This window comes from Tissierella praeacuta (assembly GCF_040396155.1).
GTDB classification, from domain to species: Bacteria; Bacillota; Clostridia; order Tissierellales; family Tissierellaceae; genus Tissierella; species Tissierella praeacuta_A.
Map to the genome: position 1 here is coordinate 1 of NZ_JBEBOY010000047.1, position 19314 is coordinate 19314.

Sequence of the window (19314 nt, forward strand, 5' to 3'; positions counted from 1 at the left end):
AAGTGATGCACGGGAAGAGAGTATTATAAGAAAACTAGATTTATGTTTTGCTGAAGGATCAGACAATCTTAACAAACTGTTACTTGAAAGCTATATTTTAGAGCTGATGTCCATAAATATTGAAAGATTACTTTGCGAAGATTGTTCTAAATATCCCCTTAATCAACTGTCAAAAACTGATATGGAGTGTTTGGTGTATGCCCGTGAAATTCTATTAAACAGGTTGGAATCTCCTCCCACATTACTAGAATTATCCCGCATAATACAGATGAATGATTGTAAGTTAAAACGTTCATTTAAACAATATTTCGGAAAAACAGTATATGAGCTCATTCGTGAACAAAGGTTTGAAAAAGCTTTCTCTCTACTTGAGAGTGGGGAGCATAATGTAAGCGAAACAGCTTTTGCTGTAGGGTATACAAATGTAAGCCACTTTTCAAAAACTTTCAAAGAAAGGTTTGGTATTACTCCACGAGACTTATGCAAATAGGAAAATCCAACTCTATGTAAAGTAAAAGGCGGCTTTGAAATAAAATCAAAGCCGCCTTTTGACTATGCAGTTCAAATGGAATATATGCTAAACTTCATCTAAAAAGACGAAAGTGGGGATTTGTATACCTTCGTAAGTAGTATATAGTGTTTGAGAACGGACAGAAAAATACTTTTTGATATTTGAGTCTGTCATTACCTCCTGTACCACTCCTTCTTGATAATCATTATCCCCCAACAGAAAGCATTTGTCAGCTATCCTAATTGCATGATTGGGATAATGGGTATTGATAATGCAAGATATATTTTGCTCAGAAACAACGTTCTTTATCAACTTTAACAGCCTTAATTGATTACGAAAATCTAAATGGGCTTCTGGCTCATCTAATATCAGAAGCTGGGGGGAGTTTACCAATGCCCTCGCGATAAAAACAAGTTGTAATTGTCCACCACTTAATTCATTACACCGTTTATCACTTAAATCCGCAATACCTATACACTCTAAAATCTTATCTGCTTTTTGATAATCTTCATTCCGTGGAACTGCAAAATATGAATTGTGACCTACTTTCCCGAATACAACCATATCCCGGACAGAATATGAGAAGGAAGCTTTATGTGCCTGCGGAACATATCCAATCTCACCAATGGGTTTGTTGCTGTTGCTTTTTTGACCAGCAACAATTGAATAACCACTTTTCCATTTCAATATCCCCGCAATACATTTAATCAATGTTGTTTTTCCAACTCCATTACGCCCCATAACAGCCATGGTTTCACCTGGTCCCATTTTAAAATTGATGTTTTCTAATATAGGTGTCTTTGAATCATAATAAAATGTTCCGTCTTTAACCTCTAATAACATCTACATTCCTCCTTTGGATTGCCTATAAATTACTGCAAAGAAAGGGGCTCCAATTAATGCGGTTAAAATTCCAATTGGTATTTCTGCTGTTGTCAGATTCCTTGCTATGCTGTCAACCAGTATCATAAATACCGCACCCATTAAGCAAGAGACTGGAAGCAGTCTACCATGATTAACACCTACAACTCGTCTGCATATATGGGGAATAACAAGACCAATCCAGCCAATTATACCTGATACTGTCACACAAGCTGCAGTTACCAGTGTGGAAAAAATAATTATATGCCAACGTGTACGCCCAGGATTGATACCCATTGTATAAGCATCCTCATCCCCAAGGGATAATAGATTGATTTTCCAGCGTAAGACCAGCAAACCTATAATACCTATTGATGCGGGAATGATTGCAATCTTTATATGGGTGTATGTGGTGTTGGAGAAACTACCCATAAGCCAAAAGGTTATTGCAGGTAGTTTGTCTCCTGTATCAGCCATATATTTTATAAGTGATGTAAGTGCATTGAAAATTGATGATACTATAATGCCGGATAATACAAGGGATAGTGTTTCTCTCCTACTTTGTCCATTTGCAAGAAAGAACACCAATAGAATACTGGAAATCCCAAATACAAAGGGAAGTAGGGACGAAAGCACACTGTCGTCAGGAAAAAGCAGTATTCCTAGTGCTGCACCAAATCCAGCTCCTGCACATACACCCAATAGGTCAGGACTTACCAATGGGTTTTGGAATGTCCCCTGTAAGGCGGCACCGGATATAGATAATCCAGCACCCACCAATCCAGCTAATAATATCCTCGGAAGTCTGACGTTTATCAACACATGATCCATAATTTTAAATTTATCGTCATAGGTTCCATTTATTCGATTTTTAATTACATTACCAATATCCACCAAACTCATTTCATATCTTCCGAAAATTATAGATCCCACTATTGCTAGCACTAGTAAAATACCAAGCAGAGTTATAATTGTTAAATATTGATTTCTGACAGTTCTATCCATACCTATTGAATATTCCTTAAACTCAAAATCGAATCCATATCCGCCTCTGTCAGAGTAACATTATGTAATCGCTCATAATATCTGACTAATTCGGTACGGAACTCTTCTTCACTATAGAGTTCAGGATATGCCTTTGAAATCAACCACGAGGGCATTAGCGGAGAATCCGCACAAGGGGCACCCCATGAATAAGCTGTCTGCGGAATATCATAAATAGCTTGATTTTTCCAAGCCTCTAAAAGTGACCAATCTTGTCCTTCTATACTATTATTCAAATACCTTTGTGCTGATACATTGTGGAATACAAAAATAATATCAGGGCTCCACTCATAGATTTGTTCCATATCCACCTCGGTAGTTCCCTCTATACCGGTTGCCACATTCACAATACCAGCCTTTTCAAAGAAACTTTCTGCATAAGCGTCAAACGAACTACTGCCAGCCACAACCAAACTACCACTAACATTGCTAAACACCCACAAAGCACGTTTTGGTTCTTCAGTCTGTCCTGCTAAGATTGCTTCAACTTTTGTATCAAAATACTCCCATTCCTTTTCAAGGCTTTCACTGTCATCTACCTCAAAGATCTGACGCAGCAGATTGTCCCAAGCAACTGTTACATCTTTAGGGTCGGTCAATTTAGGTGAAAAGAAGTTAATAATAGGAAGTCCAATATTTTCAAGACCTTTCTTCTGTATCTCTCCATAATAAAGAATAATATCCGGATCCAGTGCTAGAAGTGCTTCGGTATTGATAGAAAAATCGTCACCAACAAAGGTTGTTTCAATATCTTTATAATTAGGGAATAACTTTTCCATAACATCTTCGTTAGAATATACAAAAGTTTTTGGGCTAAGTCCCGCAATCATATCTGTGTCAGGTATAACTTCAAGCAAAACTGAAGTAACTGGCGGTGTAATGACAACCACATGCTTAATTTCCGTTACTGCAGGAATTTCTACTTCATTGCCTGCCAAGTCTGTTATTGTCCTCACTTGAGATTGTATATCCTCATCTGATTCATTGTTTGTGATGTCTACATTTGTTTCAGTTTGACTGCTTTCTTGCTGTATATCTCTACCACAACCAGCCACTGAGTATAACATTACAATAGCCAACAGCAAAATAATAATTTGTCTTTTCATTTTTCCCTCCTATTTTATGCATATTTCACGCATGATTTTGAATTAAATTATTTGCATGTTCTAAAAAGTCCTTGATTGCCTCTAATTGATCACTAGGTAATCCAGCCACATAATCAAATAAGGATTTATCATGCTGATTGTGATATTCTTGGTGATACTGATAGGCTAGTTGCCCCTTTTCTGTCAAAAACAAATTATGACGTTTTCTATTTTCATCATCCTGTTCTTTTATTACAAGATCCCGTTCTTCTAATTTGAGTAGAGTTTTATGAACAACAGCACGGGTAATACCAAAACGCCTGGCAATCTCTGAGCTAAAAATACCGGGATAATCACCGATCATCTTGATAATATGGATTTCACCACGATAAAATGTCATATCCTCGCTTCCAAAATTCAAAATATTTGTCCTGCTATTTGCAATATTCTCTGTAAGAGTGATAAAAGCATTTATAACTTCAATTCCTAATCCTTCCATACTACACCATCACTTTCTTATATAGATAACCTTGAAATCGCCCGGATTGAATTGAACGAACAAGTTGAAGTTGTGCCTTGCTCAGTGCATTCTCAACCCGACTTCTTGTTGGGGAAGGCTTAATCCCATCCATATATCCTGAAAGCCAGCCTAATATATTTTCCTGAGTATATCCTTCTGTGTCTGAGTATCGTCCTATTAAAAGGAGATATCCTTTATCCAATAGAGATTCTGAGATTTTTGACATAAAACCATCTAAATCATCTGTGGTAAAGTCTAATATACCAGAAGCTATAACCATATCATAAGAGCTGCCAATCTTATCAGTATTAAAGTCACCAGTCAAAATCGAAACTCTATCCCCCATATCGTGTTGAGTAATAATCTTTTTAGTTGTAACTGCTACATTGGGAAATTCAAATACATAGGCTTTACTATAGGGATAGTTTTTAGTAAACTCAATGGCTAGTATACCAGAACCTCCGCCTAAATCAAGGATTTTGTACTCCTGCGTCCTGTCAGTAAAGATAGTTTTGATTTCTGAAACAAAATTTTCTACCCGACCAGTAGCATACATTTCAGGAACGGTAACTTCTGCTAAAGTAGCAAAATCGTATCCAATGCCAGCCTCTTTTTCAGAACCATGTTTAACTTTGATTCCAATATCAGAAAGTGAAGTCATGGTTTCGCGAAATATAATTGTTTGTCCGATATAGTTGGGACTTTTCCTTGATAAATATTCTACTCCAGCCTTTGTGTTACAATAACTGTTGTTCTCCTTATCAATATAGCTGCATGATGAAAGTGCAAGTAAAAGCAATTCCACATTCTGTTCATCATATCCTGTCTCATTAGCAATTTCCTTTGCTGTTGTTGGCTTATCCAAGTAAGAAAAAACATCTAACTTAATTGCCTCAAACAGAAGCTGCGCAGATTGATATTGATTGAGAACTTCATAATAGATATTTGGGGTAATCTGTGCATCCAATTTAACACCCTCTTTCCCTCGTTAGCTTCCGCTAACTATATATTGTATACATAGCATACAATAAAAATAATCGTATGTCAAGCATACAATTATTTTTTATCTTTCTGATATAGATTTCGCTATTTTGTTTAATTTATTTATAGATATTTTTCCCCATGGAGTAAAAGTATGATTGTCAAAATTCCATATGGCTCCATTGTCTGAACTGATCCATGTCAAGTGGACATTTAATTAAAATATTATGCACTTATGGATGCATGGTATCGATATTCTAAAGGAGCCATGCATCTTAGTCTTTTTTGAAATCTTTTTTCATTGTAAAATTTAATATATTCAACTATTTTGCCTCTTAATTCTTCAAGTGTTTTAAACTTTTTTCCGTGATACATCTCAGTTTTTAAAGTACCAAAAAACCCTTCCATAGGACCATTGTATATACATTTACCAACTCTAGACATACTTTGAGTATTCCAACTTCATCAATCTTATTCTTAAAGATATTTCCTATATATTGAAACCCTCGGTCACTGTGAAATATGGGCTTTGCATTAGGATATTTTTGTATTACTTTATCAAACATGCTAAACACAAGATGATTATTGTTCTTAAAAGAAAGTGTTTATATTCAATAATACTATTAATCATAAATATCCATAATTGGACTTAAATAAAGCTTTCTGTTATCTCCATGAATTGAGAATTCAGTTACATCTGTAAGTCATTTCTCATTAGGAGCCTTAGCAGTAAAATCCCTTGATAAAATATTTTCTTTTGTATATTCTGGTTTTATTCTCTTACAATTAACTTTCTCTCTTCTAATTCTGACTGTAATACCTGAAACTTTCATAAGTCTATGTATATATTCTTCCAAAAATGATTTATGATTTAGTCTGTTAATGAACATGGTCATCCTTCTATACCCTAAAATTCCATCAAAAGTTAAATTATATTCATTAATTAGTGAACATAGCAATTCATCTTGCTTTTCTCCCCATAAAAAACACCTCCAAGTAGATAGTCTAAATTTAAATTAATTAGACTGTCTACTTTGGAAGTATCATATCATAAATGGTCCTTTTATATTATTTAAATATGCCTTTATGAATGTAAATACTACAAATTTTCAAATTTAATTCATCATAATATCTATTTATATTCAACAAGATTTCCATATTCATCTAATGTTATAGTTATAATTTTATCTTCATATCCCCTTGCAAAGATTTCTACTACATTCTCACCAGATTTATTTAATTTGGACTTTATATTTAACGATATACCTGAAGCAGAATAAATCTCCCAATCAACTTCTGTATCATTTACTCTTACATCATCTATTGTATATACATAATTACCATTTTCAAACTTAATGTCTACTTCACTTCCCCAAAAACTGCTAACATTTGTCATTTCTGGAACCTTTTTGTTTTCTACTATATCTCCAATATTAAGTTCTGTAATATCTCCATGTTTATCAACCTTTAACGTTAATTCATCATATTTTGAAGATTCTATTATAACTTCATTAACATCATCTAGTATACTTCTATTGATATAAATACTATTATATCTTTTGTTTATACTATAATTTTCTGTATTTAAATCTCGTCCATTTAACTTAATATTAATAATCGTACCTAAATAATCATTTGTTATATCATTTTCATAAGTTCCAAGTTCATCAATTAAAGATATTTGCATCTTTTCATCTTTTAGATAGATCTTATTTACATATGGTGGTTGATTTTCTCCTCTTTCTTCTGGTGCATCCATAGAATCAACTACTTTAAAACTTTTAACTCTATTTCCATCAAATTCAACTGAGATTATTTGCTCTTTAAATCCATCTGCTTTAATAACAATTTTATTAGGATATTTTTTACTAAATTTAGCACTCACTAATAATGTATTTTCTAATGGATACCACATATTGTATTCATTGTCTATCCAATATGTTTCAGATTTATCCATTCCTTTCTCATTTACCTCTACTGATTTTATTGCATTTATATATCCAGTATTATCAAATGATATTCCAAGTGGTGCATATAGCGAAGAATCAACATTTATTGGCTTAGGAGTATCTTTACCTGCAATCTCTTCACCAGGTTCTAAATTAGTAATATCTCCATATCTATCAACTTTGACAACTAGTTCTTCATATCCATCAGCTTTTAATTTTATTACATTTACATCCTCTTTGTCTGTATTTATATATACTTCCCCTCTTACAGTATTATAACTATCTTGTCTCATTTCTTCAGAAGTTCCATATTTAGACATAGGTTTTCCATTTACATCAACAGCCACAAGTTTTTCTAAAAACTTATAAACTTTACTTTGAAGTTCTGGGGTTGAATCATTTTCATATAAGTATAATACTATTCTTCCATCTCTTTCAACTTTAGATTTTATAACTTCTGGTGTTTTTTCTAATACAATTTCTTCTCCATTACTTCCTATATCAAATTTAAGATTAATAGGATTTTCATATCCCGTAACAACTATGGATATATTGTATTCTCCAGGTAATTTAAATAAATCTTTATTTAATATTAATGTATTTCCTTCAAATTTAAACAGTTTATCCTTTTCATCTCCATAATAATAAACATATCTATTATTTATATTTATAGATTCTATTTTATTTATAAACTCTCCAGTCATTCCTTTTATTCTAATGTCTTCTCCAACTTTCGGTTCTTTATTTTCTAAACTCACTTCGATATCCCAAAGAACCTTATTAGGTTGAATTGTGAATCTATTTTCCTTATATCCCTTAGAGTATATATATACTATAGTATCTTCTTTCAAATCTTTTAGCACTTCTGCTTTTATTGTCAATGTACCTTCTTCTGCATCTATTTCATAAAACTCTTCATCCAAAGATATATGTGATCCAACAAACACTTTATGAACATTATTTAGATAATCTTCTTGATTTTCTGTACATTTTAGAACTAAATCTTCTCCTGCTATAATTTCTTTTTCTGTTATTAGTTTAGGCTCTTTCTTTCCTTCTACATCTGAAAATTGTATTTCACTTCCTAGATTCCCATCTTCTAGTACAAACTTAACTTCACCAAATCTTCCACTTGCCTTCATTCCATTTTTTCGGTATTCCTCAAATGTTAAATAATGGTTATCATTTAGTTGTGCATCTTGAACTAAGTCATGATATTCTAGGAAACTATAATATTCTCCATCTCCTTCAGTTAAGGCAAAATTTGGATGAAACTTTTTCCAATTTTTAAGAACTTTATCCATTTCTTTGTTATATTTTCCTAAATTACCTAAAATCAAAGCGTTTGAAATTAAATCTTCTTCAAATACCATAAAAAAGCTCTTCATAAAAGCTCCTCCACCAGATCCTCCTGATGTAGCACTGGACATAGCATCTATTCTAAACGGTTGCTCTAACTTAATATCTACACCATCTTGAATTTTGAATTTTTTGGACGTGTCTTTATATCCATTTGCTTGAATTTGTATCTCATATTCTCCATTATATTTCGTATTTAATTCCCCATTTTTCTTACTTGTACCATATATTTCCAGAACGCCAACGGTAAAATCATAATCTATTCCTTTTATCATTCTTTTTACTGTTCCATCAGGTTTTACTAACATAAATTTTTCTATAGGATTTTCTGGCCAGCTTTCATCCATTCCAGATATCTGAAAACTTATCTTTTTTCCTGATTGATATGTTAAATGAGTATTTAATCTTATCACTGGAACTTCCACATCTACCAAGTGTATATTAGTAAATGCAACATCCCTAGAATTTTTAGATTCCGTTCTAACTACATACCTTCCATTTTTTCTAATTCCATATTGTGGAATAGTAAATTTAACTACACCTTTATCCCCTTCTTCTACCTTTTCATAATTTAAAGATTTATTTAATGTAGTATTGTCTTCTGCAATCAAAACTAACTTTTCTATTTCTTCAAACCATTTCTTCTGACTTTCATTTTCAAATTCATATATTATTTCCACTTCTCCTGATTCAACATCTCCATAATTATTTCTTTCAACTTCTACATCTTCTGAAGTAGTTATCGGAACTCCTTCCGCTCTCTTATCTCTTACTCCTGTCAAATCAAAAGTCGTATATTTAGGAGTTTTTCTTAAATTCCCATACTTGTCATAGTATTCTTCTAAGTACTCAGCATAATCCACAGCTGCTCCTGATATAAATTTAGATGGTGCCGCCATAGCCACTGTATTAGTCAACATCCCAACTAATATAATACTAGTTGTTATTTTAGTTATTTTAGTTATTTTAGTTATTTTTGTTCTCTTCATTTCTATCGTCTACCTCCTAAAACTACTGTTTGAACTTTACCATCCTTTTCAACTGTTAATTTAAACTCTCCTAATTTTTCTATTTCCCATTTTGCCAAAGTTCCTTCATCGTCAATTTTAGATGCCTTTACTTCTTTCCCATTAACGGAAATTTTATAGTCATTTAAATTGCCATTTTTAAAAGATATTACTGTATATTGAACCCATCCTAAATCCATTACTTTAGTTTCATCAAGATTTAAAAATTCTGTAGTCTCTTTATTTTTATCTTTTCCAGTTTCTGTTGATGAATTCCCACCTGTATTATTAGACCCATTATCATTTCCTGAAGTATTTCCTGTTCCACCATTATTTACTGAATCATCTGTACCATCTGTAGTCTCTTTATTTTTATCTTTTCCAGTTTCTGTTGATGAATTCCCACCTGTATTATTAGACCCATTATCATTTCCTGAAGTATTTCCTGTTCCACCTTTATTTACTGAATCATCTGTACCACTTGAACTTCCACCACTTCCTGAGCTAGTCTTACTACTAGATCTTCCTCCTCCACTTCCTGACCTACTTTTACTATCATTTTTAACATCTTCACTCTTTGAAGCCACTATTTTATTTTCACTATTTTTTCTACCTTCTCCTGATACTTTTATGCCATTACCATTGTCATCTATATTTTTTACATATCCTTCTTTTTCCACAATGATTTTTGTCTTATCAGATTTTTTATCTACAACAATGTCTTTAACTTCTCCAGATTTTATTGTTACAGTAGCCTGATCTAATATTTCTAATTTATCTGTATTCCCATCAATTGCAAAATCTGTTCTTGTTATTATCTTGGGGATATCACTATCTTTTACAATTAAATGTGTTAATTTATTATTATTTTTTATAGTAATCCCTTCTGATATTTTAGATGATTTTATCTCACTTGAATTCGCTCCGCCGCGAATTATTAATCTTCCAGCTACTTTTACATTATCAAGCACAACTTTATCTTGATTTACTCCATCCGCAAATATCAAATCTCCATCTATGTTCAAATCTTTTAAAATTACTCCTGAAGATTTAATTATTACATTCCCAGATTTAACTTCACTGATTGTTCCAGATGAAGTAATATAAGTACTTGCTAAGTTTTCCATTACTTTTGCAAACTCAGCACGAGTAATGGTTTCTCTAGGATTTATCTTGCCTTCAGAACCCGATATGTATCCATTACTGATTAAAGCATTTATTGCATCTATTGCCCATGAGGAAACTTCATTTCCATCTTGGAAAGTATTTAATTTATCTCCATGATTATTTTCCATTAAAAAAGCTCTAGCCAAAATTGTAAATGCTTCTTCTCTAGTTATATTTTTTTCTGGATTTAATTTGTTATTATCTCCTTGTATAATTTCCATTTTTACAGCTTTAGCCATGTCCTTATAATACCAAGCATCTTCATTTACATCTATAAAGCCATTTAAACTTAACCCATCTTCTACTCCAAAAGCCCTCGAAACTATTGCTGCCATCTCTGCTCTTGTCAATTTCCCGCTGCCATTAATCTTACCATTTGAACCACTTATCAAGCCATTTTCCACTGCATGTATCAATGGCTTTCTTGACCAATCATTTGGCAGATCAGAAAAACTTTCAGTTGATGATGCAAATACATTCATTTGTAATACCATAGATGCAGTTAATCCAATTGCCAATATTTTTTCTTTTTTCAATTTTATCCCTACTTTCTTAAATAATATCCACGTATTGATATTGATTATCATTATCATTTACATGGTAACATTAATGTTATATTCTGTCAATATTTTTTTGTTTTAAATTTATTTAAGATTTAATACTTTAGATCATATTTAATTTTATTACTTAAACCTTTGTAATTTATAAGTTAAATTGTATAATTAAGTGAGATATCTAAAAAATAAAAAGCTCACAACAAATCAATATTTCGTGTAAAATGCTAATATCTATAAAAGCACTACGAAAGGAGATTGTTATGAGTTATAAACATTTTACTATAAATGATCGAAATAAAATAAAGGTTTTAAATAGTGAGGGATATTCTACAAGAAAAATTGCAAAGATATTAGGATTTCATCATTCTTTTATTAGTAGAGAATTAGCCAGATGTAAAGGAAAATATATTGCTAATTATTCTCAAATTGATTACGATAAAAAGTCTAAAGATAAATATAGAAAATCAAAATGTATATCTACTTTAAAACAATTTATTAAACATAAATTATCTGAAACTTGGTCACCTGAACAAATTGTAGGTAGAGATTTAGAAGGTATTGTTTCTTTTAAAACTATATATACATGGATTTATAAAGGTTTAATAGATCTTCCTTTAAAAGTTTTGAGAAGAACAGGAATCTTTAAGAAAATAAATACTAGACCAAGAAAATATCTAGCATATGATACACCATTTGAAAGATTTTTACACGAAATTAATTATTTAGATTAAGTGTCGCACTATTTATTCCAATTCAGCAATTGATGCAGATATTCATGATATATTACAGACTTTAAAGTCTCTTTGCCTATTTTTTCTATCATCAAAAAAACTTATCTATTATATTGATATGCTCCCCTTGTAGTAGACAGTTAGAATAATAAAACAGTGGACTGAACCCGGTTAGGTAGACTCGATAAATAGTCTATTTGCTCAGGTTCAGTTTTTCATATTCTAAAGGAGATAAATATCCAAGAGAAGAGTGCCTTCTCTTTCTATTATAAAAAAATTCTATATATTCAAATACAGCTTTTTTAGCCTCTTCTCGTGTAGCAAAGACTTTGTTACTATCCATCATTTCTGTTTTTAATGATTTATTAAAGAACTCCATAATAGCATTGTCATAAGGATTTCCAGCATTACTCATACTTGGAATAATACCATGTTTTTCAACCTCGATCTGGTACCTCTTACCAATAAATTGAGATCCTCTATCCGTATGCACAACAAGGCCTTCATTGGGTGATTCATTCCATATAGCGACCTCTAACGCATAATTACTAATTGTTCTCTCATATTTTTATCCATAGACCAACCTACAATTTTACGAGTATATACATCCATATAAGCCATTAGATATAGAAATCCTTCTTTAGTAGGAATATATGTTATGTCACCAACCCAAATTTTATTTTTCATATCAGCAGAGAAATCTTGCATAAGAATATTATTTTTTATTAGCTGTTCTTTAATTTTTTTATAATTACCATTTTTCTTTCTTGGATGTTTTCCAGATATACCGCATTCTTTCATCAATCTATATATTCTTTTATGATTAACTATTATACCTCTAGCATCTAACTCAAATTTTATTCTTCGATATCCGTAACACATTTTAAATTGATTATGTATATCTTTAATATATTCTGTTAAAGCTTCATTCTCAACTGACCTTTTACTTGGAGTATGATTAAGATATTTATAATAGCCAGATCTTGAAATTTTAAGTACATTACACATGGTTTTAACACTATATTCACTAGAATTCTCTTTTATAAATCTAAACTTTTCTTGTTTCGTTCCTTGAGGAAGGTTGAGTACTTTTTTAAAATTTCACATTCCTTTTGTAAAGTTTCTACTTTTTTATTAAGCTTTGTTATTTCAAATTCATGGTCATTGCGAGCATTACCATGACCACAAAAAGCTTCACTTCCATGGATTTCATATTCTTTTATCCATCTATACACCATATCTCTAGATAGATCTAATTCATTAGCTATATGTGAGGTTTTCTTACCTTCCTCAATAATTTGTTTAACAACTTGAACTTTAAATTCCTTACTATATTTTTTTCTAGACATAAAGTACCCCTCCTAATAAAAGTATTGACTAAATCTACTAATCTATACGTCTACTAAAAGGGGTTCAGTCCATATTAAAAGTTATCACTAAGTTAATCTATCAACAAATTTGAATTACTGCTTATCAACTCCTGCCAACGTTTGCTCTTTTTCATATAGCTATATGTTTCTTCATTACTAAAATTAGTCAACAAGTTTTTATGCAGTTTTGTAATGAATTTCTCTTCTATTTTTTTAAATTCCATATGTTCATATAGAATCACCTTCGTAAAGTCACATATTTTATCAACACTGGCAAGCATTTTCTCCATCGTCTCTATAGTTGCTTCCACATCTTTTTCTGCTATTGCTAGGTCGAGTCTACACGATGCTTCATGGTATTCTCCCATTTCAAAAATATTTGCTAATTCTCTTTGTTTCTCAACAAATATATAAGCTTTTTCCCTGTCTTTATCCTGCATAGCCAATATATATATACTTTGAAATACCAGATTCATCATTTGATAACCCGAAAACAATAATTCTTCGTATGCTTTATATGCCTCATTCACCCGATTTGTCTTACTATAAACAAATGCTTGTTTTCTCTTTTTCTCCGGATTCTGACTAGAAAAATAATTCAGATATTCCTCTGCTTTCTCGTACTGTTCTTTTCTTGAATAAAATCCAAATAATGAATCAGCTGCTCTATTCCTAATATTCTCATCCTCGCTATCTAATGCTCGTACATAACAATCATTAATATAACCTTCATATTTCTCTGAATCTGGAATATCCTTTGTTAAACGCCATGCATCTAAAATCAAGGCTATTTGCCAAATCAACTGTTCACAATTAGGATATTGTTCGATTTTCCCTTTTGCCCACTGAAAAGCCTCTCCATAAGTTTCGTTTTGTAATTTGGCATCCATTTCATAAACAATACCATTTATCTCTTCTGCTGTAAGTTCTTTTTCAAAAGACAATAAAGTATCAAGAGTAACGTTGAGCAATCTGGCAATAGGAGCCAATAACATAATATCGGGCTGTGAATTTCCGTTCTCCCATTTATTAACTGCCGGAGCTGTTACTCCAAGTCGATTTGCCATTTCCTCCTGAGTCATGTTTTTTCTTTTTCTGTATTCTCGTATTACTTCACCTATCTGCATATAAATAACCTCCTGATTCTATTTCAATAAGCAATGGCCTTTGCTACTTTAATCATATCAAGAATCATCATATCTAACAATTGAATATCTATTAATTATTCCTCAAAAAAAATAACTGTTATTCATATCAGAGTGTATTCCTTGTGCAAATAATCTTTATTTCTATAAATGCGACTTAGCCCATCATCATTTCTCAATTATACAAAATCCTTTTGTTATTCCAATCCTCTTTCTGCTATAAAATTAATAATAGGAGGTAATGTAAATAACTAATACCAGAAAAACTTATATTGCTGGAATTATAGATGGGAAAGATAGTATTTCCCTCCATTCTCTCATAAGATATCTTTATCTTATGGCAATTGTTTTATAAAATCAATTATACTTTCTTCATATTCATTTGGGTAATCTTGATCTATTTCTACATGTTTGCTATCCTCAACAGTAAATAGTCTTTTATTATTATGAGGGATTGCATTATAAATGTCCTCTCCCATAAAATAAGGTGTTATTTGATTCTCCTTAGTGTTTATAACTAAGACAGGAACCTTAGTCTTGCTTACATAATTACAAACATTTGCATCTTCATAAGAAAATCCTAATTTCATTTTATTAACTACATCTCCCATAGACATTAGAAAACTTACTGATATTCCCATATCCATTTCTTCCATTTTAGTAGAGATCATATATGCCATATCACTTACCGGACAATCTAAAATTGCAAAATCAACATTCTGACTTGCTTGCTCTGAGTCAAGATGCATTCCCACAGTTACCCCACCAAATGAAGCTCCAAATACTCCTATCTTTTTATTTTCATCAATATTATCTATTAAATATGTCATACAATTCTCTAAATCATGACTTTCTAAGTAACCAAATGTAGTATATTCTGCCATATTTTCTCCTGAACTTCGTTGATCATATGAAACAACATTATATCCATTCTCCAAAAACATAGTAGCTATAGGATAATTCGTCCAACGGCTTCTCCCCAATTCATGAACCATTATTATAGTATCCTTATTTTTATCTCATCCATAGTAATATAATCAGCACGAATTGTATGTCCATCTAATGTAGATTCTATCTGTATTGTCTCAATTTTATATTTTGATTGAAATTCCTCTAAATCAAAGTCTATCTTTTTAAAATATCTTTTTGCTGCTCCAATATCAGTACTTTCATTATTTACCAACTGAGTAGTATTATTAAAAACAGAAACCCCTGTAAAACCACATACACCTATTATTCCTATTACAATAACAACTCCTACAATTATTCCAATTATCTTCAGAATCTTTTTATTACTCATTTTCCCTACCCCCTTTATGAAGTATAATGTATTGTAGCATAACTTATTTTAATTAAAATTATATTTTTAAAACACATATAACTAAAATAGTAGATTGAAAATATAGTATTATCCTTATTAGGTTTCATAAAAATTAATATCATTCTTCATGTATCTCAATTTCTAAATTAATCAAGAAACAATTTTATAATTCATAATCAAGGTAATACTTTTTTATGATTTCCAATACTGTAGTAGATGTCTTTTAAATAAAGTGTATGCTATAGATCTCCGTATAGTCTTTAGTTTGAACCGAATCTATGATTTCAAAATAATCTAAAGCCTTTACAATTTCCACCCTCATATATGACTAATATTATCCTCAATAAAACATTAAGTATAAAGAATATTCACTAATTTAGTACTGCTTGTCATATAACTATAACTTTATTCATATAATATATATCCATATATCTAAATGAAAGGGGAATTATTTATGAATAAAAACTTTAACAGAGCTAATAAGCTGGGATATTTGGGCTTATTAGGATTGCTAGGTTTGCTTGGAATATTTACAAGTAGCACAAATTTATTTGGACTGTTTGGGCTATTTGGATTCTTTAGTTTCTTTCGAAAAGCACGAGATTAATTGTTTTCTCAATAGTTAAGATTGCATTTATCTGCTGATGTTAATCTATAGCATATTATTTCCCCGTCAATTTATCAACAAAACTTAACCATTTTCCTTTGTTATCATTCAGATTATCCAATGTCATCTATAAAACACCCTATTTTTAAGGGTTAAAAGTCGGTGTTTTTTCTCCGATCTTCAACCCAAATTCATCTTCAAACCACAATATATTATGGTCAAACCTTACTTTTTACTTCCCGAACCACAACGTTGCATCAGAATCACGCACTTAACATGCCTTAAGGTGACAATGAAGATGTCGTAAAGAGATGGTTAAATACTCTCAATGGTTTGCCATCTATCAATTCATTTTGCAATAAAGACCTCAGCTTTAACAATCTGTTCAAGTTTTAACTCCCAGAATGTAGCTTGTATTGATTTATTGGAGTTACTCCCATAAATCAAATTTTCATCTTCTCTTTCCAAATCAAAAATACGATCCCAACCTTTTTCTATTTTTCTTCGAATATCTTTCATATTTTTAGTTCGGATATTAAAATCTTGTAAATCCTTCCATTCAAAACCATAGTCAGTGTATTCCCTTTCAAAATTTTCTTGTTCTTTTATATCTATAGGTAAATACCAATAATTCAAAACATAATGAAAAAGATCAAAATCCGAAAGTAATACATATTTATCATCAACTTCTATAGTTAATTGAACTATCTTTTCACCTCATTCTGCATATCCTGATTCTCTCATATCTCGTCTTTTACTCTTTCCTTCCCATTTGTACCATGCCCAAATAGGATAATTTACACCTGCAGATGGTACAAGACCGTTATGTTTCATTTTCTCTACCATCCAGTCATATGCTAAACGAAAATCACTATAACAATAATTTTCATTTGCTCTTAAAACTCCGGTTTCTAACAACTTATTATAAGCCTGATAGTGCTGTATAATCCATAATCTCATAATAGTCCACCTGCCTATAAGTATAAATAGATTTAAAGATCAATCTTGATTCATTCTCGTTAATAAGTTCTTCAAAGATTTTATATCTTATTCTTCTTCAAGTTTTTTAATAATACCTTTATTAGTTTTCCCTATTGCTTGTAGTGATGTGCCATAAAATTAATTACACTATTAGGTTGATTTTAGAGGTGAAAATCTCATAAACTAAGTACCAAAGTCAGTTTTTATCACCTCTACTCCCTTTTCAATAGTCAAACCAACATATTTTATAATCTTATATATTCTAAAGAATTATCTAAAACATTATATTTTATAATTACGTGTTCAATTATTTCCATATAATTATAAGCAAGGTTTGCCTCAAACTCTACTGTATTATTGTCAATCCATTTTAGGTTGCCACACCAACTGTATTGTCCGTCTGGATATGTATTACTGTAATTTTTATTATCCATTGCTACTTTTTCTATAGCTAATTTCATGATTTCAGGACTTGCTTTTTTATTGTTTAAATCAATAATATTGAGTGAGTTGCTTCTTCTGGTAGATGTTTGTACTGCTATTTTATCATTATCTGGGGAAACTTTAATTGCTTCAGTCGTATCAATATATGTTTGCGACTCTGTAAAAGAATAAAGCTTTGATAGCTTATCATTCTTAATTATCCATAATTCATTATAGCTTCCATAGTCGGAGTAATCATTAAAAAGTGCAAAAACTTTAATGCCGTCAACAGCGTTCACTATATATGAACTATCAAATTTCTTACTTAGCACACTTATGGCAAATTCTGCACCTTGCTTGATTGTATTGTTTGTACTGCTCAAAAAAGGTGTGATTTTTGCTATTGCATGAATTCTTATATCATCATAATTATAATACTCAACAAGCCTATTTATACAGTAATATTGACTATACACATTCGTTGATTCTAGTCCTTTAAACAATACATCTACACCATGTTTTTCAATAATATCATCTGCTTTCTCCATAATATTGTTATCTATATGTCTCCAATATATATCAAGTCCTGTGTAGTTTTCTGGTATACTAACTAAGGTATCCCAAAACTTATCAATTTCAGTATCATATATTATAACTTGTTTCGAATCTTCATCCCACTCAACAATCTTATTAAATGACTCTGCGACTCCTCGAATTGGCACATATGTCGTGCCATTATAACTAAACGGTTCTACCTTATGACCATTAGCATCTTTTATTTCTATTTCCTTACCATTTAAAAGAATTTTTATGTTATCATAGCATACAGTTATACTTGTACCTGTCACAGCAGCAAAAACAGTGCCAGTCAATGCCATGATTACTAAAGTAAAAATAGTTCCTGATAAGAATCCCTTCCATTGCTTAAACATTTGTTTTCCTCCTTTTACGGATTATAAGAGTTATCCACTAGCTCAAATGTCACCTAACTTTACAGATATGTCGTGTTTTATTAAGATTGTGTCCTAGCTAAAACTGTAAATTATATTCATAATAAATACCCTATAGTTCCTATACCCATTGCAAGACAACATAAAATTATTGGCAATGGCTTTTTAGTATTCTTTTTAATTTCTAATATCCCTGTAATAATACCACCAATACCTAATATAAACATACTTACAATCCTTAACATATCCATAATATTATCCAAAATATTGCCTCCATCTACTATATATTTATTTATAAGTACTGATTTGATATTAATCTGAAAAATTTTTGAATAAATATTTTAAAGCTTGTTCACTTTCTACATTTATAAAACTTTTAAATCTCTTAGCTACTATATCACCATCAGCTGAAAACTCAACCTCCTATCGTTCTCCTGGAACTGTGACATCAACTCTTATATAATCTTCTCTAGTCTTATCTATTGCACATAATCCTACTCAATTATAGTCCGTACATCAATGTAACGCCACTAGAGTAAGCACGACAATTCCAAAACTAACGCAAGCCCAAACGGTATATTTTAATGTTGTATCATCATTTTGTGCTTTGATTGCCTTAATTAAAAATGCAGGAAATGCTACACCCATTATGATAGTTATCAATTTTATGAAATCTAACAACGTTATAACCCCAATGTGTTAGGATAGTTGTCGTATAGAAAAAATAATATATAATAGAATTACG

At 31.1% G+C, this 19314-nt stretch carries 19 protein-coding genes and 1 pseudogene; 2 read left to right on the top strand and 18 right to left on the bottom strand.

What is annotated here, in order from left to right; genetic code table 11:
* Positions 1-490: helix-turn-helix domain-containing protein (locus tag ABWP20_RS16005; protein WP_353097154.1), on the top strand; the 490-nt coding region annotated here is incomplete at its 5' end.
* Positions 491-577: 87 nt separating this feature from the next.
* On the opposite strand, the gene ABWP20_RS16010 is transcribed toward ABWP20_RS16005, so the two are convergent.
* The 9 genes from ABWP20_RS16010 to ABWP20_RS16050 all read right to left on the bottom strand — a co-directional run bounded on the left by ABWP20_RS16010 (position 578) and on the right by ABWP20_RS16050 (position 11020).
* Complete coding sequence (locus tag ABWP20_RS16010) at positions 578-1354, bottom strand: ABC transporter ATP-binding protein (RefSeq protein ID WP_353097155.1); 777 nt, start codon at positions 1352-1354, stop codon at positions 578-580.
* Entirely contained in the window at positions 1355-2377 is a 1023-nt protein-coding gene (locus tag ABWP20_RS16015; RefSeq protein WP_353097156.1) for a FecCD family ABC transporter permease, read from the bottom strand. It abuts the gene before it with no gap.
* 2 nt (positions 2378-2379) lie between these two features.
* On the bottom strand, positions 2380-3522 hold the full coding sequence (locus tag ABWP20_RS16020) for an ABC transporter substrate-binding protein (RefSeq protein WP_353097158.1): 1143 nt from the start codon (positions 3520-3522) through the stop codon (positions 2380-2382).
* 25 nt (positions 3523-3547) lie between these two features.
* Positions 3548-4000: a MarR family winged helix-turn-helix transcriptional regulator gene (locus ABWP20_RS16025; RefSeq protein WP_353097159.1), complete on the bottom strand. Its 453-nt coding sequence runs from the start codon at positions 3998-4000 to the stop codon at positions 3548-3550.
* A gap of 1 nt (position 4001) precedes the next feature.
* Positions 4002-4988, bottom strand: a complete 987-nt coding sequence (locus ABWP20_RS16030) for a class I SAM-dependent methyltransferase (protein WP_353097160.1) — start codon at positions 4986-4988, stop codon at positions 4002-4004.
* A 239-nt stretch (positions 4989-5227) separates the two neighbouring features.
* On the bottom strand, positions 5228-5446 hold the full coding sequence (locus tag ABWP20_RS16035; protein WP_353097162.1) for an IS3 family transposase: 219 nt from the start codon (positions 5444-5446) through the stop codon (positions 5228-5230).
* Between the two features lie 260 nt (positions 5447-5706).
* Complete coding sequence (locus ABWP20_RS16040) at positions 5707-5892, bottom strand: hypothetical protein (RefSeq protein ID WP_353097164.1); 186 nt, start codon at positions 5890-5892, stop codon at positions 5707-5709.
* A 242-nt stretch (positions 5893-6134) separates the two neighbouring features.
* Positions 6135-9299, bottom strand: coding sequence for a hemoblobin-interacting domain-containing protein (locus tag ABWP20_RS16045; RefSeq protein WP_353097166.1), 3165 nt, complete (start codon positions 9297-9299; stop codon positions 6135-6137).
* Between the two features lie 2 nt (positions 9300-9301).
* On the bottom strand, positions 9302-11020 hold the full coding sequence (locus tag ABWP20_RS16050) for an S-layer homology domain-containing protein (RefSeq protein WP_353097168.1): 1719 nt from the start codon (positions 11018-11020) through the stop codon (positions 9302-9304).
* A gap of 281 nt (positions 11021-11301) precedes the next feature.
* Here ABWP20_RS16050 and ABWP20_RS16055 point away from each other — a divergent pair, with 281 nt between their 5' ends.
* Positions 11302-11772 (top strand): helix-turn-helix domain-containing protein, encoded by a 471-nt coding sequence (locus ABWP20_RS16055; RefSeq protein WP_353097170.1) that lies wholly within the window; start codon positions 11302-11304, stop codon positions 11770-11772.
* Positions 11773-11965: 193 nt separating this feature from the next.
* On the opposite strand, the gene ABWP20_RS16060 is transcribed toward ABWP20_RS16055, so the two are convergent.
* From ABWP20_RS16060 to ABWP20_RS16105, 9 genes and pseudogenes are all read right to left on the bottom strand, one after another.
* Complete coding sequence (locus ABWP20_RS16060) at positions 11966-12265, bottom strand: IS3 family transposase (protein WP_353097172.1); 300 nt, start codon at positions 12263-12265, stop codon at positions 11966-11968.
* A 41-nt stretch (positions 12266-12306) separates the two neighbouring features.
* A complete protein-coding gene (locus ABWP20_RS16065; protein ID WP_353097186.1) occupies positions 12307-12816 on the bottom strand; it encodes an IS3 family transposase in 510 nt (169 codons plus the stop codon).
* Positions 12813-13121 (bottom strand): transposase, encoded by a 309-nt coding sequence (locus ABWP20_RS16070; RefSeq protein WP_353097173.1) that lies wholly within the window; start codon positions 13119-13121, stop codon positions 12813-12815. The genes ABWP20_RS16065 and ABWP20_RS16070 overlap by 4 nt, the downstream gene beginning before the upstream one ends.
* 92 nt (positions 13122-13213) lie before the next feature.
* On the bottom strand, positions 13214-14269 hold the full coding sequence (locus ABWP20_RS16075) for a helix-turn-helix domain-containing protein (RefSeq protein ID WP_353097175.1): 1056 nt from the start codon (positions 14267-14269) through the stop codon (positions 13214-13216).
* Positions 14270-14622: 353 nt separating this feature from the next.
* On the bottom strand, positions 14623-15282 hold the full coding sequence (locus ABWP20_RS16080; RefSeq protein ID WP_353097176.1) for an alpha/beta hydrolase: 660 nt from the start codon (positions 15280-15282) through the stop codon (positions 14623-14625).
* Positions 15283-15284: 2 nt separating this feature from the next.
* Positions 15285-15587 carry a hypothetical protein gene (locus ABWP20_RS16085; RefSeq protein WP_353097178.1) on the bottom strand — a complete coding sequence of 101 codons (303 nt, stop codon included), beginning with the start codon at positions 15585-15587 and terminating at the stop codon, positions 15285-15287.
* A 976-nt stretch (positions 15588-16563) separates the two neighbouring features.
* A pseudogene (locus tag ABWP20_RS16095) lies at positions 16564-17175 on the bottom strand (DUF3841 domain-containing protein).
* A 266-nt stretch (positions 17176-17441) separates the two neighbouring features.
* Positions 17442-18551: a stalk domain-containing protein gene (locus tag ABWP20_RS16100; protein ID WP_353097182.1), complete on the bottom strand. Its 1110-nt coding sequence runs from the start codon at positions 18549-18551 to the stop codon at positions 17442-17444.
* A gap of 116 nt (positions 18552-18667) precedes the next feature.
* On the bottom strand, positions 18668-18832 hold the full coding sequence (locus ABWP20_RS16105) for a hypothetical protein (RefSeq protein ID WP_353097184.1): 165 nt from the start codon (positions 18830-18832) through the stop codon (positions 18668-18670).
* Positions 18833-19314: the final 482 nt, after the last annotated feature.